This window comes from Micromonospora craniellae, from assembly GCF_014764405.1.
Taxonomy (GTDB): domain Bacteria; phylum Actinomycetota; class Actinomycetes; order Mycobacteriales; family Micromonosporaceae; genus Micromonospora; species Micromonospora craniellae.
The window spans coordinates 1,389,275-1,405,380 of sequence record NZ_CP061725.1 but is presented as its reverse complement, the minus strand read 5'-3'; the positions used below and the strand labels follow the sequence as shown (position 1 = coordinate 1,405,380).

Annotated in this window: 12 protein-coding genes; 4 read left to right on the top strand and 8 right to left on the bottom strand. The window is 71.7% G+C overall.

All coding sequences use genetic code 11. The annotated features are described in order from the left end of the window. Nucleotides 1-2: 2 nt before the first annotated feature. Nucleotides 3-2,381 (bottom strand): hypothetical protein, encoded by a 2,379-nt coding sequence (locus ID554_RS06370; RefSeq protein WP_117228962.1) that lies wholly within the window; start codon nucleotides 2,379-2,381, stop codon nucleotides 3-5. 253 nt (nucleotides 2,382-2,634) lie between these two features. On the opposite strand from ID554_RS06370, the gene ID554_RS06365 reads away from it, so the two are divergent. The 4 genes from ID554_RS06365 to ID554_RS06350 all read left to right on the top strand — a co-directional run bounded on the left by ID554_RS06365 (nucleotide 2,635) and on the right by ID554_RS06350 (nucleotide 10,311). Beyond that, nucleotides 2,635-3,576, top strand: a complete 942-nt coding sequence (locus ID554_RS06365) for an S-4TM family putative pore-forming effector (RefSeq protein ID WP_117228963.1) — start codon at nucleotides 2,635-2,637, stop codon at nucleotides 3,574-3,576. Nucleotides 3,577-4,006: 430 nt separating this feature from the next. Beyond that, nucleotides 4,007-5,617 (top strand): DHA2 family efflux MFS transporter permease subunit, encoded by a 1,611-nt coding sequence (locus tag ID554_RS06360; RefSeq protein WP_117228964.1) that lies wholly within the window; start codon nucleotides 4,007-4,009, stop codon nucleotides 5,615-5,617. A gap of 7 nt (nucleotides 5,618-5,624) precedes the next feature. Then, on the top strand, nucleotides 5,625-6,959 hold the full coding sequence (locus tag ID554_RS06355) for an AAA domain-containing protein (protein WP_117228965.1): 1,335 nt from the start codon (nucleotides 5,625-5,627) through the stop codon (nucleotides 6,957-6,959). 79 nt (nucleotides 6,960-7,038) lie between these two features. Then, a complete protein-coding gene (locus ID554_RS06350) occupies nucleotides 7,039-10,311 on the top strand; it encodes an AAA family ATPase (RefSeq protein ID WP_117228966.1) in 3,273 nt (1,090 codons plus the stop codon). A 66-nt stretch (nucleotides 10,312-10,377) separates the two neighbouring features. Here the strand turns inward: ID554_RS06350 and ID554_RS06345 are convergent, their stop codons facing one another. The 7 genes from ID554_RS06345 to ID554_RS06315 form a co-directional block, all read right to left on the bottom strand. After that, complete coding sequence (locus tag ID554_RS06345) at nucleotides 10,378-11,235, bottom strand: ABC transporter permease (protein WP_117228967.1); 858 nt, start codon at nucleotides 11,233-11,235, stop codon at nucleotides 10,378-10,380. Then, complete coding sequence (locus tag ID554_RS06340; protein ID WP_117228968.1) at nucleotides 11,232-12,248, bottom strand: ATP-binding cassette domain-containing protein; 1,017 nt, start codon at nucleotides 12,246-12,248, stop codon at nucleotides 11,232-11,234. Before ID554_RS06340 ends, ID554_RS06345 begins: the two co-directional genes overlap by 4 nt. A gap of 195 nt (nucleotides 12,249-12,443) precedes the next feature. Then, nucleotides 12,444-12,680 (bottom strand): Rho termination factor N-terminal domain-containing protein, encoded by a 237-nt coding sequence (locus tag ID554_RS06335; protein ID WP_117228969.1) that lies wholly within the window; start codon nucleotides 12,678-12,680, stop codon nucleotides 12,444-12,446. Next, nucleotides 12,677-13,609 carry a ParA family protein gene (locus ID554_RS06330; protein ID WP_117228970.1) on the bottom strand — a complete coding sequence of 311 codons (933 nt, stop codon included), beginning with the start codon at nucleotides 13,607-13,609 and terminating at the stop codon, nucleotides 12,677-12,679. Before ID554_RS06330 ends, ID554_RS06335 begins: the two co-directional genes overlap by 4 nt. 44 nt (nucleotides 13,610-13,653) lie before the next feature. Beyond that, nucleotides 13,654-14,355 carry a YqeB family protein gene (locus ID554_RS06325; RefSeq protein WP_117228971.1) on the bottom strand — a complete coding sequence of 234 codons (702 nt, stop codon included), beginning with the start codon at nucleotides 14,353-14,355 and terminating at the stop codon, nucleotides 13,654-13,656. Further along, entirely contained in the window at nucleotides 14,352-15,140 is a 789-nt protein-coding gene (locus ID554_RS06320) for an ABC transporter permease subunit (RefSeq protein WP_117228972.1), read from the bottom strand. Before ID554_RS06320 ends, ID554_RS06325 begins: the two co-directional genes overlap by 4 nt. Then, nucleotides 15,137-16,066 (bottom strand): ABC transporter ATP-binding protein, encoded by a 930-nt coding sequence (locus ID554_RS06315; RefSeq protein WP_117229037.1) that lies wholly within the window; start codon nucleotides 16,064-16,066, stop codon nucleotides 15,137-15,139. Before ID554_RS06315 ends, ID554_RS06320 begins: the two co-directional genes overlap by 4 nt. Nucleotides 16,067-16,106: the final 40 nt, after the last annotated feature.

Below are 16,106 nucleotides of genomic sequence, written 5' to 3'. Positions count from 1 at the left end.
CGCTACCGACACGGCGTGTCCATCGTGTCCGTACGCCCGGTGGCGAGGAGAAGGTGCTGACTGAGCAGCACGTCGCCCTGCGTGAGGTCGTGCCTGAGGAGCCGGCCGCTGCGGTCGAACAGCAGGGTGTCCCGCCGGCCGTCCTGATCCTCGGCCTGGAAGGAGACTCCGGGCTCGCCGTCATCGTCCCGATAGCTGCCGGCGAACTCGATGCCCGGCATCTTCGCGAGTTCTGCCAGGAGCACGGCGTGCTGTGCGGGAACGAGGGGGTTGTGCAGGAGGATCCGGGCGACCAGCCGCACCATCCCGCTTGTCGTACGCAACTCCGGAGGTTGCTTGCCCCATTCCCACAACAGTTGCTGGCGCAGCGCGTCCAGGTCGTCCTCCGGAACCGGCCTGACCTCGTCCATCTCACCGGGCAGGTACGGGGTGGAGGTCTTGCGGTTCGGCCCGGTCGCGTCGAGGTCGGTCACCACCTTCCTGCCCGCGCGATCGTCAGTGAACCACAACTCCTGCCGGTGGTGGCGCAACTGCGCCGACCTGCCCGGTCCGCCCTCCGGGGACCGCACTTCGTAACGGGTGCACGCGTACCTGCCCAGCGGAGGGTCCTCCACCAGGTCGGCGACAGCCTCGGCGAACTCGTCGAGGCTGTGGGGAAGCGTCGGGCCGCGGTCACCGTGGTCTCGGGTCGTGGCGGGCGACTCCCCCCTGGTCGAACCCGGGGTGATCGTCTGGGTCGGTGCCGCGCCGTGATCCTTCCGTCGATCGGACAGTCCGAAGTATGCCGCGCCCCCGACCAGGCCCACGCTGAGGAGCGCTGCCGTCACGAAGGGGAGACTGATGATCGGCAGGCAGACTCTGTCGGGGCGTGTCGGTGCGGTGTCGTCGGAGTCGTCCTGGCGTCGCTCGCGAGGACGGGGTGCGCGGTTGTGTTGCGTCGGGACAGGAGCGGCCGTAGCGACGTGATTCGCCGGCCGACGTGCGGCGGCGTCACCCCGGCCCGCACAAGCGTGCTCGTGGACCTGGGACGTCGACCCGCCGGCTTCCCGGTGGTGGAAGTCTCGCTGCTGATCGGGCGACCACTGGGTCGGCCATCGCAGGTCGAGTCTTCTGCTCGACGCGTCGCTGCCACCCTGGCCGGCCGGCAACGTGGACGACGCGACCTGCGGCAGTTCCGGCGTGTCCTTGCCGGACACCAGTCGTACGTACGCCTCCAGCGACTCTGCCGCCAGTCGCAGACACCAGCGGCGTCCGGCCTCGCCGATGTCGTCGAAGGTGAGGTGGACCAGGGCCTGGCCGACCAGGGTGAGAAGCCACTGCTGGCGCCATGCCGGCCTGAGGCCGGCCTGCTCGGCGTGCGTCAGGCCGGTCTGGTAGACCTGCCGGACGAGCTGGGTGAGGCCCGGTAGCACCCTGTCCGATGGCGCAGTCTCCGGATTGATCATCAAACGGCGTAGGGCCTCGGCCTGGTCGCGGGGCAGCACCTCGGCGGGTTCCCCGGGGAACGGTGGTGGTGCCACCGTCCTGAGCAGCGTGCCCAACAACGCGAAGGTCAGGTCCCGGGTGAGCGGACCGTCGTGCTGGTAGCCGCCGAGGTCGACGAGCAGGAACGCGCCGTACCTCGGCTTGCCCGTCTCGAACGGGATGAGGACGTTGCCGCCGTTCAGATCACCGTGAGTGTGACCGACGAGATGGACCACGCGCCGCTGGCTCAGCGGTGACTCGGTCCGGATGAGGAGGTCGAGGGGATTCGGGCGGTCTGCACCGTCGAGGACCAGTGTCGCACCGGCGTCATCGGGCACCCCGAGCTCTGCGGCGGCGACCAGCACCGACTCCGTGGTCGCCAGATGCGCGACCTCCTGCCGAACGAACTCGCCGACGCTGGTCGTCCTGGTCGGTAGGCCGGATCCGTGCCGTGCCGGGTCGGCTGCGTTCCACACATTGACGAGCGCGTCGGCGATCAGTGGAAGGGCGACCAGCCGCTCGCTGTCGCCCGACGCCGCGAGGCTCACGACTTCGTCACCGCCGTTGGCGACCTGCTGGATCAGCAGCCGCCGGGCATCATCCACCCGGTAGAGGCCACGGTGCTCGACGATGTGGCGGCTGGCGAAGGCGGGGTGTGATCGCTCTGCCCGGCGGTGTCCGGCCGCAAGCCTCGCTGCCGTCTCGGCCGAGACGACCTTGACGACGAACCTCTGCCTGAGCGACTGCTCGCCCTCGTGGGAGGTCACCTCGACGCAGTACAGCTGGGCATCGGTCTTGTTCGGATCCGGGTGGAACTCCGGCACGATCAGGACGTCGTCCGCCCCGGCCCACTCCTCGATGGCCGAGGTGACGTGGATGTCCGGTACCGGACGATCATTGGCGACTCTGTTGTCCATGTCGTTCGTTGGACCTTCCAAAGGGGTGCAGGAGAGGGGCGCCGCAGACGTTGCCCTGGCCGGAGATCGGCACTCCTGACTGTGTTTCGGCTCAATGTAGCCGACTGTCGGGCTAATCAGTCAGCTTTCCTCAGCCCGCCACGAACCCTACTAAAAGGTAACCAGTGGATCACTTTCCGAGGTTGTTGTGATGCTCTGGGTAACATCCAGAGATCTAGATTTGTGACCGGTTGCCCGGACCCGGGAGGCTGTCGTGACCGATCCCGCTAAGTCCCTGCTCAGCCGCCAGACCGAGCCCGAGATGATGGCCCTGCTGCGGGCCATGTCCGTCTGCCATGCGCGGGCGCAGCAACTCGACAACCTGCGGATGGTCCTCTCCATCCTGATCGGTGCGGTCGGCGCGGTGGTAGCCATCACCGGCGTGTCGTCCACGGTGGTCACCGCAGTCGGTGCGCTCTGGGCGCTGGCGAACGCGGTCGGGCTGGGTGCCTGGTCACGCGGCCAACTCGGGCGCGCGGCCGTACTTCAGGAGATGTTCGACGTCCGACTCTTCGGTCTGCCCTGGAACACGGTGGCCGCCGGAGACGAGGTGAGCGCCGCCGAGGTGAGCCGCCTGCACCGCGCCTACCGTGGTGACGAGACATACCTGCGTGACTACTACGAGGTGCCCCACCTGCCCCGCCCGTACGACGTACTCGCCTGCCAGCAGCAGAACCTCGGCTGGGGAGCCCGGATCCGCCGTCGCTACTCCCACGTGGTGCTCGGCGGAACGGCACTATGGGCCGTGTTCGGTGTCGTGTTCGGCGTGACCGCCGGGCTGACCGTCTCCCAACTGCTGCTCCAGTGGTACGTCCCGTCGCTGGGCGCGCTGCTGCTCGGGCTGGAGATCTATCGGAGCCAGCGGGACGTGGCGACCGAACGGGAACATGCTCTCGCCGTCGTGCAGGCGAGGATCACCGCCACGATCGAGCGGTGTGGCGAGGCCACCACGGCCGAACTGCTCGTCCTCGCCCGTCAGGTCCAGGACCTGGTCTTCCGTAGCCGGCAGCGCCAGGCTCGTGTTCCCGACTGGTTCTTCCGGCGGTTCCACCTGGTCGACCGGCACGACTTCCAGGCCGCTATGGGCACCCTCACCCATCAGCTTCGGGACGCCGGGCTGGTCGCCCCCACCAGCACCGAGAACTCGCTGACCTGAACGGGCGGACCGCATCCGTTGACGCAGTCAGCTCGACAGGGCCCGCATCCGACCCCGCCGCCCTCGGGTCAGCCGCCGTGCCGGGCGCCCTCACCGCCGGCCAGGTCACGACGACTGCCGTGACCCAGAGCGTGGCGGCGGCACCGAGCGAGGCCACAGTCGCCGCGAGTTCCGGCCTTCCCGTGACGTACGCGACGAGGGACGCGGCGGCCACGGTAGCAACCTCGGTCCGCGCCGCGACTTCCGATGGTCGTGCCCTCGGCCGCCGGGAACGAGTGGTGACGAGGAACACCGGCGAACCGGGTCTGCCAGCCGCTAAACGGGCGGCGGAGTGTCGACGGTGGGGGCTAATCTGCGCTGCGGGCGTCGCAGGCACCGCGTCGGCCACCACCGCTCGTCCTAACGGTCAGATCCGACAACAGGAGACTTCGTGGCACAGCAATCTGTCGCGGCACCGCAACCTGTCCCGACATCGGACAAGCTCGACGCCGCGGTACTCAAGGTGGCCGGCGTCGTCGTGCTCGGCGCGATCATGTCGATCCTCGACGTGACGGTGGTCAGCGTCGCGCTGCCGACCTTCCAGAGCGAGTTCGACGCCTCGTACGCCCGCGTCGCCTGGACGATGACCGGCTACACGCTGGCGTTGGCCACGGTCATCCCGCTCAGCGGGTGGGCCGCCGACCGGTTCGGCACCAAACGCCTCTACATGATCGCCCTGGCGCTGTTCACCATCGGGTCCGGCCTCTGCGCCACGGCCGACACCATCGGGCAGCTGATCGCGTACCGCGTGTTGCAGGGGTTCGGCGGCGGCATGCTGATGCCGATCGGCATGGCGATCATGACGCGGGCGGCCGGCCCGAACCGGATCGGGCGGTTGATGGCCGTGCTCGGCATCCCGATGCTGCTCGGCCCGATCAGCGGCCCGATCCTCGGCGGCTGGCTGATCGACGTGGCGAGCTGGCACTGGATCTTCCTGATCAACCTGCCGATCGGTGTGGTCGCGCTGGTCTACGCGCAGATGGCGCTCCCGAAGGACAGCGCCGAGCCCTCCCAGTCGTTCGACTTCCTCGGCATGCTGATGCTCTCGCCCGGCCTCGCCCTGTTCCTCTACGGCGTCTCCACGCTGCCGGAGACCGGCACGTTCGCCGAGCCGGAGGTCTGGGGCCCGATGCTGGTCGGCGCCGCGCTGGTGGTGGCGTTCGTCCTGTACTCCTTCAAGCCCGAACATCCGCTGCTGGACCTGCGGCTGTTCCGCAACCGCCGGTTGACCATCGCGGCGGTGACCATGTTCGTCTTCATCATCGCGTTCATGGGGGCCGGGCTGCTCTTCCCCAGCTACTTCCTCCAGGTGCGCGGCGAGTCGACCTTGCACGCCGGTCTGTTGATGGCGCCGCAGGGCCTCGGCGCCATGGTCACCATGCCGATCGCCGGCATGCTCGCCGACAAGGTGCCGGTCGGCCGGACGGTGCCGTTCGCGCTGGTGCTCATCCTCGCCGGGTTCTTCACCTTCACCCAGCTCGACGCGGACACCTCGTACATGCTGCTCTGCGGCTCGCTGTTCGTCATGGGCCTGGGCATGGGCGGCACGATGATGCCGATCATGACCTCGGCGTTGAAGACGCTGACCGGGCACGAGGTCGCCCGAGGCTCCACGCTGGTGAACATCCTCCAGCAGATCGGCGGTTCGGTCGGCGCGGCGGTGATGTCGGTGATCCTCACCACCGAGCTGAACAAGTCCCAGCCGATCCCCGGCCTGACCGGCCCGAACGGCGAGCCGGTCACCGAGGCCGGGTTGGCGGTCGCTGCCCAGCAGCGGCCCGAACTGGCCCAGCAGGTGCCCGACCCGTCGCTCATCGAGCGCGGTCTCGACTTCGCCGCCAACTCCTTCGCGACCACGTTCTGGGTCGCGTTCGCCCTGGTGGCGGCGACGTTCATCCCGGCCGCCTTCCTGCCCCGGCGGCGGGAGCGGTCGCACCTGCTCGACGACCAACCGGGGGAGCAGCCCGGCGAGGCGCCCCGGGCCCCGGTCATCGTGCACTGAGCGCCCGATGCTGCCGCAGTTGACGGTGCCGCCGGGGATCGAGGCGGAACGCGTGATCACGACCGTGCTGGCCGACCTGCGGTCCGGCGAGCACCGGGGCGTGGTGGTCGACTCGCCGCCGGGCGCGGGCAAGTCCACGCTGGTGGTGCGGGCCGCCGTCGAGTTGGCCGGCACCGGCGAGCCGCTGATGATCATCGCGCAGACCAACGAGCAGGTCGACGACCTGATCGACCGGCTCGCCCGGAAGGCCCCCGAGCTGCGGATCGGTCGGCTCTCCGCCGGCGACTACCGGCCGTCGGAACGGGTGCGCTCACACGACCAGGTCCGGGTCGCCGCCAAGGTTACCGATCTCGCCGCCTCGGCCGTCGTCATCGGTACGGCCGCCAAGTGGGCCACGGTCGCCGAGGGCTCGTGGCCGTGGGCGATCGTGGACGAGGCGTACCAGATGCGCTCGGACGCGTTGCTGCGCGTGGCCGGCAGGTTCGAACGGGCGCTGTTCGTGGGCGATCCCGGCCAACTCGACCCGTTCTCCACCGTCGAGACCGGGCGGTGGGCGGGGCTGACCTGGGATCCGATGCAGTCGGCGGTGGCCGTGCTGCTGCGGCACAACCCGCAGTTGCCGGTGCACCGGCTGCCGGTGTCGTGGCGGCTGCCCGCCTCGGCCGCCCCGGTGGTGTCGCAGGCGTTCTATCCCTTCACCGAGTTCCGTTCCGGCACGGTGTCCACCCAGCGGGCGCTGCACTTCACCGAGGCGGGGCCGGGCGACGCCGTCGACCGGGCGGTGGATCTGGCCGCCGCCGACGGCTGGGCGCTCTACGAGCTGCCGGCCCGGCACACCCTGCGTACCGACGCCGAGGCCGCCGCCGCGTGCGCCGCGCTCGCCACGCGGGTGCTGCGCCGCGGGGCGGTCGCGATCTGCGAGCAGTCGCCCGGCGGCGCGCCGGTGACCGCGGACCGGATCGCGGTCGGCGCCGCGCACCGCGACCAGGTCGCGGTCATCCGGTCGCTGCTGGGCGAGGCGGGAGCGGGCGTCACCGTGGACACCGCCAACCGGCTCCAGGGCCGCGAGTACGACATGACGATCGTGCTGCACCCGCTCTCCGGCCGGCGCGACGCGACCGCCTTCCACCTGGAGTCGGGGCGGCTCTGCGTGCTCGCCTCCCGGCACCGGCAGGCCTGCGTGGTGGTGGCCCGCGCGGGCATCGGCGAGCTGCTGGACGCCCACCCGTCGACCGAGGCGCCGCAACTGGACGTGCCGGTGAAGTTCCCCGACGGCTGGGAGGCCAACCAGGCCGTCCTCGCCCACCTGGCGGCGCTCGGCCCGGTCGGCCCGGACGTGTGACCCGGGTCGTCCCGGCGCGAGGCGGTGCCGGCGCGGATCCGCCCGGGTCTGTCGGTGGCGTCAGATACCGTCGGTTGCCATGAAGGCGTGGCCCAGCGGCACGATGATCGGACGGGACCACCCTGCCGCCCTGCTGCGCGCCGAGGTCGATCGGGCCGCCGCCAGTCACGGCGGCCTGGTCCTGGTCACCGGTGAGCCGGGAATCGGCAAGACGACCCTGGTGACGTCCGCCGCCGATGAGGCCCGCCGGCAGGGCGCGCTGGTGCTCGGTGCGGCCTGTTGGGATTCGGCCAGCGCTCCCGGTTACTGGCCGTGGGTGCAGGTGCTGCGGGGCCTGCGCCGGTCGCCGGAGGACTGGGTGGTGGCCCGGGAGTCGGCTGAGCCGGCGCTGCGCCTGCTGCTCGGCGAGGTGGATCCCACGTCGAGACTCCACGGCCCGCCGATGATGACGCCGACCACCACGAGCGGCGACGGGCTGCTGCCGCCGGCGCTCGGGTCCGATGGCGGTGACGCGGCCGAGCGGGAGGCGTTCGCCCTCTTCGACTCGGTCACCGCCGCCCTGGTCGCCGTTTCGCAGCGGCGGCCGGTGCTGGTGGTCCTGGACGACCTGCACTGGTCCGACGCGGCGTCGGTGCGGCTGCTGCGGTTCGCCGCCCAGCACACCTGGTTCGAGCGGTTACTGCTGGTCGGCACCTATCGGGACGCGGAGGTCGAGGCGGAGGCGCATCCGCTGGGGCCGTTGCTGATGTCGCTGGTGGCCAAGGCCACCCCGATCACTCTCACCGGCCTGTCCCGCGACGAGGTCGGCGCGTTGATGACCCGCACCGCCGGCCGGGAGCCGGATTCGCACTGCGTCGACGACGTGCACCGGCGTACTGGCGGCAATCCCTTCTTCGTCGAGCAGACCGCCCGGCTGTGGCACTCCGACGGGCAACTGGCCGGCATCCCGCCCGGCGTACGCGAGGTGGTGCGACAGCGGCTCGACCGGTTGCCCGTCGCGGTGGTCGACGTGCTGACCGTCGCCGCGGTGCTCGGGCGGGAGTTCCACCCGGCGGTCCTCGCCGCGAGCGCCGGTCTGCCACCGGCCCGGCTCGACGCCCTGCTGGACGTGGCGGTGGCGGCGCGGCTGGTGCTCTCCGGCGCCGACGGCCGGTACGCCTTCGCGCACGATCTGGTCCGCGAGACCCTGTACGACGGTCTCGCCGATGGCGAGCGCCGGGTGCGGCATGCCGCCGTCGTCCGCGCCGTGGACGAGCACGCCGCGCTCGCCGAGTGGCTGATCCCGGCCGACCTGGCCCGGCACGCCTGGCTCGCCGACGCGCAGCTGGCGGCGTACCGCCGCGCGGAACTGCTGCTCGCCGCCGCCCGGGACGCCGCCTGCCGGTTGGCGTTGGAGGAGTCGACCGTGCACCTGCGCCGTGCGGCGACGGTGGCGACGGACCCGTCCCAACGGATCAAGATCATGATCGAGTTGACCGACCGACTCTTCCACACCGGCGGCCGGGACGAGGCGGACCAGATCCTCGCCGACACCGCCGCGCTGGCGCTGACCACCGACGAGCCGGCCCTGCTGGCCCGGTTCGCCCTCAACGTGCACCGTCACCGTCAGACCAATCCCCGGATCGCCGTCGACACGGAGCGCCTGGTGCGCGAGGCGCACCGCCGGCTCGTCGGCGAACCCGGCGACGGCGCCCCGGTACGCAGCCTGGAAGCCGACCTGATCACTGCCACCGAGGCGCTCGCCCGCCGGGTGCACGACGACGACGCGCTCGCCTTCAGTCTCTGGGCCCGGCACGACGCCACCTGGGGGCCGGGCACCGCAGCCGAACGGGTCGCCCTGACCGCCGAGATCCGGGAGGTGGCCCGCCGGGGCGGTGACCAGGAGACCGAGTTGTGGGCCAACTCGCTGCGCTGGGTGGCGTTGCTCGAACTCGGAGATCCCCGCTACCAGGACGAGTTGACCGCGTTCGTGACCGCAGCCCGGCAGACCGGTAAACCACGCCACCAGATGGCGGCGGCCATCGACGCCGGCATCACCAGCGCCTTCCGGGGCGACTTCGCCGGGGCCGAGACCTGCTTCTCCGACCTGGGCGACCTTGACGACTGGGAGCAGCCCGAGCACAACAACTTCCTCGGCCATCACCTGCGCTGGTCGTACCTGCTGCTGAAGGGCGACTTCGACGCGGCAGACGATCTGGTCGACGGGCTTGGCGACGGCGACCACCCGCACTTGGCGCTGCTGCGGGGCATCACCGCCGCCGAACGCGGCGACCACCGCGCCGCCACCCGCATCGCCGTCGACCTCGACGCCGCCGGGACCACGTACCCCGGCCCGGTCGTCCCGCTCTGGCTGCGGCTGTGCGCCCAGGCCACCGTCGCCGATCCGGGCCGCTGCGCCGAGGCACGGCAGGCGCTGCTGCCGTACCAGGGCCAGTGGCTGGTCTCGCTGTTCGGCTGCGACCTCAGCGGGCCGGTGGACCACTGGCTAGGCGTGATCGACGCCGCCGACCGGCGGTGGGACGACGCGGTCGCCCGGTTCACCGCCGCCCGCGACGCCGCCGACCGGATGGGCGCCCGGCCGTGGTCCCTGTTCGCCCGGGTGGCGCTCGTCGAGGCTCTCCTCGCCCGGGGCCGTCCGGGGGACGCGTCCACCGCCGCCACGATCCGGGCGACGACCCGGGACGAGGCCCGCGAACTCGCCCTGCCGCAGGTGCTCGCCGGGCTCGCCGAGGACGCTCCGGGCGGCCGGGCGGCGGCCACCTCGACGGGTACGCCGACCAGACCGGTCCCCACGCCAGCGGCCCCGGCGTACGAGTTCCGCCGCGACGGGGCGGTCTGGCGGCTGACCTATCAGGGGTTCACCGCGCACCTCCCGGACGCCAAGGGGCTGCACGACCTGCGCCTGCTGCTCGGCAGTCCCGGTGTCGACGTGTCCGCCGTCGAACTGCTAGACCCGGCGGCGGGCCCGGATCTGGTGGCGGCCCGTCGGATGGGCGGCGACGAGGTGCTCGACGGGGAGGCGCGGAACCGCTACCGGCGTCACCTGACCCGCCTCGACGACGAGATCGACCGGGCGGCGGCCCGTGGCGACGAGCCGAAGGTGGCCGCGCTGGACGCCGAGCGCAGTGCGTTGATCGCGCAGTTGCGGTCGGCCGCCGGGCTGGCCGGGCGGACCCGCCGACTGGGCGACGAGGCGGAGCGGGCCCGCAAGACGGTCACCGCCCGGATCAGGGACACCCTGCGCCGCCTCGACGAACGACATCCGCCGCTCGCCGCGCACCTGCGCGAGACCGTCTCGACCGGTGCCGCCTGCCGGTATCTTCCCGCCGCACCGGTGCCCTGGCGGCTGTGACCGGACCGGCTCCGGGAGCATCCTCCTGGGCGGGACGCTGCCCGGAACCGGTTCGGCGGCCGAGGGTCAGCGGCGGTTGTAGCGATACATCGTGAGGATGCCGAAGACCACCACGAACAGCACGCTCCAGCCGAACGTCCACATCATGGCCGACGTGTCCGACGTGCCGGCCATCGAGGCCCGGACCGAGGACACCAGGTGCGTGATGGGGTTGGCCTTGACGAACGCCTGGAGCCAGCCGGGCATGGTGGACGGGTCGACGAAGACGTTGCTCAGGAAGGTCAGCGGGAACAGCACCATCATGCTGGCCCCCATCACCGACTTCTCGTTACGCAGGATCAGCCCGAACAGCGTCCAGACCCAGGAGAACGCGAACGAGAAGACGACCAGCAGGCCGATCCCGCCGAGGACCCCGAGCAGCCCGCCCTCGGGACGGAAGCCGAGCACCAGACCCAGGGTGAGGATCACGGTGGCCGCGAGGATGTACCGCAGCACGTCGCCGAAGATCATGCCGACCAGGGCGGCCGGTCGCCACACCGGCAGCGTCCGGAACCGGTCGAAGATGCCCTTCTCGATGTCGCTGTTCAGCCCGACCGCAGTGTACATCGTGATCATCACGACGCTGGTCACCATGATGCCCGGCAGGAAGAACTGCAGGTAGTCACGCGGGTCGCCGGCGAGCGCGCCGCCGAACAGGTACGTGAACATCAGCACCATGATGATCGGGAACATGGTGACGTCGAAGAGCTGCTCCGGCACGTGCTTGATCTTCAGCATGGCACGCCAGCTGAAGGTCAGCGACGCCGAGAGCGGGCTCGGGCGGGGCGGGCGCGCCGCCGGTGCGAGCACCGTCGCCAACGCCTCGGAGGAGGGTACGTAGACCGACGGCGCCGGGCCGGTCGAGGTGGCGGTGTCGCTGCTCATCGGGCTGCCTCCAGCTCATCGTCCCGCTCGGCGGCGGTCGGCTCGGCGGGACGGTCGGTCAGGGCCAGGAAGACCTCGTCCAGGCTCGGCTGGCCGAGCGAGAAGTCGTCCACCACGATCCCGGCGCGGGACAGCTCGCCCAGGGCCCGGGCGGCCTGCGCGCTGGCGTCGAGGTCGTTGCCGGCCCCGCCGACCCGCGCGGTGATCGCCACCGGGTCGGCCTCCAGCTGCACCGTCTCGCTGAGCACGCCCTGCAGCAACCGCTGTGCCTCGGGGCGCTGGTCGGCGTCCCGTAGCCGCAGGTGCACCGTGCCGGACCCGACCGAGGACTTGAGTTCGCCCGGGGTGCCCTCCGCGATCACCCGGCCGTGGTCGACCACCGCGATCCGGCCGGCCAACTGGTCGGCCTCGTCCAGGTACTGCGTGGTCAGCAGCACGGTCGTGCCGTGTGCCACCACCGCCCGGACGATCTCCCACACCTGGTTGCGGCTGCGCGGGTCCAACCCGGTCGTGGGCTCGTCGAGGAAGAGCAGATCCGGGGTGCCGAGGATGCTCGCCGCGATGTCGATACGCCGCCGCATACCGCCGGAGTACTTCTTGACCTGCCGCCCGGCCGCCTCGGTCAACCCGAACGCGGCCAGCAACTGGGCTGCCCGGTCCCGGGCGGCCGGCTTGCGCAGACCGAGCAGCCGGCCCAGCAGGATCAGGTTCTCGGCGCCGGTCAGGTCCTCGTCCACCGAGGCGTACTGGCCGGTCAGGCTGACCCGGCCGCGGACCGCGTTGGCCTCGGTGACCACGTCGTGCCCGAAGACCCGGGCCTGTCCGCCGTCGGGACGCAGCAGCGTCGCCAGGATCCGTACCGCGGTGGTCTTTCCGGCGCCGTTCGGGCCGAGCACTCCGTATACAGCACCGGCGGGCACCTGGAGGTCGAGGCCGGCGAGCGCACGTGTGTCACCGAACGACCGGGTCAGGCCCTCCGCCTCGATGGCGAGGCCGGTAGTGCGTCTATTCATGATCTCGGTGCTTCCTTCCGTCAATCCCGTCGCCGTCCGCCTGCTACAACGACGCCGGCTCCGTGCAGGCGCGAGACCACGGACAGCCGCCGCTAGATCGGATCTAGCGGCGGCTGTCGTGCGCCACCGTGCTGGCCATCGGGCCGACATACCCGCTGGCGATACGGTTCTCACGCCCGTCCCCGAGTGCCCGGGTCAGCGTCGGCGCAGCGCGGTGGAGTCGAGGCGGTAGCCGATGGTGGCGTCCACGATCCGCTCGACGAGTTCCGCCTTGCGCAGTCCACCGAGACCGCGTAGCCCGAGGTGCGCGGCCAGTTCCCGCAGGTCGCGCGCCGGCCGATCCGACAGGTACGCCGTACCGTCGGCCCGGCTGGTCATGGTCGCCAGCGCGTCGGCTAGCCGTGCCGGGTCGACGGCCTCCGGCCCCCTCACGCGGGTTGCCGGTCAGGTTGGAGGTGGTCGAGGAACTCGGTGGCGAGCTGGCGCAGCTCCGCGCGGACGGCGGGCACCGTGACCCGGTCGCGCAGCACCACCGGCACACCGCGCGGGGTGTTCGTGGCGTAGAGGGTGACGTTCTCCCGCAGCGCGGTCGGGAAGACCGGTAGCCCCAGGTTGCGGACCTGGTCCATGTAGCCCTGGTGGGTGGCGATCGGCCGCTGCGCCAGCAACTGGATCATCGTGAAGACCACGCCGGCCACGCCGGGCGCGACCTTCTGGTGCCGGCGTACGGTGGCGAACCGCCGGGCGTCGGCGTTGTACTGCTCGACCAGTTCCCGGACATTGCCGTGCAGGTAGTCGATGCCCAGCGTGGACAGGTAGTCGGCCTTGGCCGGGATCACCAGATGGTCGCTGGCGATGATGGCGGACTGGGTGACCACGTTGAAGTTCGGCGGACAGTCGATCAACACCATGTCGTACGGTTCCAGCCCGTCGGCGAGCAGTCCGTCGGCGAGCGAACCGCGCACCCGGAACAGCGAGGCGTCGTACTCCTCGCCACCGGCGACGCTGCGGGCCAGCGCCAGGTCGATGTCGACCAGTTGCAGATGCGAGGCGATCAGGTCGAGCCGGCCGGCCCCGGAGAGTCGGGTGTTCGCCGGACCGGGGGACACCACCAGATCGCCGAGAGTGATTGCGGTGTCGCCCTCGCGTAGGCCGTCGTACCACCGTTTGATGGTCCGGGAGTCGCGTAACCGCTCCCGCCAGTCATCCGGGTCGTAGAAGCCGAAGGTCAGGCTTGCCTGCGGGTCGAGGTCGATGAGCAGCACCTTCATTCCCCGGTTGGCCAGTTCGGCCCCGAGGTTGGCGGTCACCGTGGTCTTGCCGACCCCACCCTTGTAGTTGATAACGGACACCACGTACATCGACGTACCTCCCCAGACCTGGAACGGTAGTCGCCCTGCCTCGTTCACTCCGGTGGGGCGGCGGAACGGGACAGCCGCCAGTGCTGTCGCTTGCCCTCGTCCCGGACCACCACGCCGTAGCGGCCCAACTCGGTCCGCAACTCGCCGGCCTCGTCACCCCGGTCGTCGTCCAGCGCCCTCTGGCGGGCCTTCAGCAGTGCGTCCGCGCCCGGCGGCAACCCGGGCAGCTCGGGCACCCAGAGCCGGTACGCGGCCCGGTGCGGGTCCTCGTCCGCCCAGGGCCAGCCGTGTTCCCGGAACGCCCCGGCGAGGTCGGCGCCCGGAAGGTCGGAGCGCCGCCGGAGGAGTTCCTCGTCGTCCGGGCCGAGCAGGACCAGCTCCTTGCCGTCCAGGTGGGCCATCCGGACGTCCCGCCGCGCGAACTCCCGCTCCTTGCCGCCGTGCCGCACGCGTACCCGGTCCACGGCCACCTCGACGGCGACCCGGTCGGCGGCTGCGACGGCACCGAACACCAGCCCGGCCAGTATGCCGACCGCCGCCCCGGTCGCCAGCGCCTGCTGGTCGGGCATGCCGTCGACCAGGCGGAACAGCCCCTGCGCGGGGGCCCAGGCCAGGCCGGCGATCCAGCCCGCCCTGGCCGCCAGCCCCGCCCCTGCGGCACCGCCGGCCAGCGGGAACCCGACCCAGAGCAGCAGCGACTCCAGTCGACCCCAGCTGACCACGGTCGGCGTGCCGTACGCCGTCACGCCACCTCCCGACGCATCGTCCGCACCCATCCGACGACCAAGGGTACGACCAGCCACGCCAGCAGCGAGACCGCCAGCCGGGCCCACTGCCCGCCGGTCAGCTCGGGGGCGAGAAGTGGCTCCATGGTGCGCGTGGTGTCCAGCCATTCCGCGGCGCGGTGCAACGGCCGGACCAGTTCGCCCACGACCGACCAGAGGATCGGCAGCAGGAGATAGGCCACGATGGCCAGCGGGGTGTGCAGGAGCAGCAGGCCGAACCCGGCGCCCATCAACACGTTGATCACCTGGAACACGGCGGCGTGCAGGATCAGCATCCCGTCGATCCGCCACGTGCCGGCACCGCCGGTGGCGTCGGCGATCAGCGTCCCGACGGCGGCGAGGGCGAGACTGGCCAACACCGACGCCAGGGCGGCGAGCACCACGGCGGCGAGCTTCGCGGCGATCACCCGTTCCCGCCGGGGCACCAGCGCGAACGTGGTCAGCGCGGTGCGCTGCGCCCACTCGCTGGTGATCGACAGGATGCCCAGCACCGGCAGGAGCACCCCGACCGGGAACAGCGACGGGAGGAAGAAGTTGACGAAGGTCTGCTCGGCGGCTGGCGCGTACACCAGTTGGAGGGCGACGATGACGGCGGCGACCAGGCCGATGGTGATCAACAGCCAACGACCGGCCCGGGTGTCGACGAGTTTGCGCAGCTCCACCCGGGTCAGCCTGGTGAGTGACGGTGCCCGCTCGGACGCCCGGCTGACCGGCCGGGTGTCCTCGGGGGCGATGGTGGTGGTCATCGGACGGGCTCCCTGGTCGGCTCGGTGGCGCTGGTCTCGGTGGTCTGCGCTCCGGCGGTCGCGGTGAGGGTGAGGAAGAGCTGCTCCAGGCCACCGCCACCGGCCGGTCGCAACTCGGTCAGGGCGATGCCGGCCGCCAGCGCGGCCTCGCCGACCACTTCGGTGTCGGCGCGGACCAGCAGCCCGTCGGTGCCCTCGCTGACCGGCAGGCCGGCCCGCTCCAATGCGCCCCGCAGCGCCACCCGGTCGCGGGAGCGCACCAGCGTGCCGCCGTCGGCCAGCAGCTCCGCCTTGTCGCCCTGCGCCACGATCCGGCCACCCCCGATCACCACCAGCCGGTCCGCGACCGCCTCGACCTCGCGCAGCAGATGGGAGGAGAGCAGCACGGTGCCGCCCCGGTCGGCGAAGTCGCGCAGCAGGCCGCGCATCCAGAAGATCCCCTCCGGGTCGAGGCCGTTGGCCGGCTCGTCCAGCACCAGCACCCGGGGGTCGCCCAGCAGCGCGTGCGCCAGGCCGAGCCGCTGGCGCATCCCCAGCGAGTACGCGCGGACCCGGCGCCGGGCCGCGACCCCGTCCAGTCCCACCCGGTCGAGCACCTGGCCCACGCTGCGCCGGTCCACGCCCATCGTCGCCGCCGCCACGGCCAGCGCCTCCCGGCCGGTGCGCCCGGCGTGCTGGGCGGAGGCGTCCAGCAGGACGCCGACGGTGCGACCCGGGTTGGGTAGCCGGCGGTAGGGCTGCCCGGCGACGGTGGCGGTGCCGGACGTCGGCGGGGTCAGCCCGCAGAGCATCCGCATCGTGGTCGACTTGCCCGCCCCGTTGGGCCCGAGGAAGCCGGTGACCGTGCCCGGTTCGCAGCGGAACGACACGTCCTCGACGGCGGTGTGCCGTCCGTACCGTTTGGTGAGCTGGTCTACGACAATCATGTCCGTCAGGCTGCCGAGGCCACCCGGCCGTCCGCAGCGG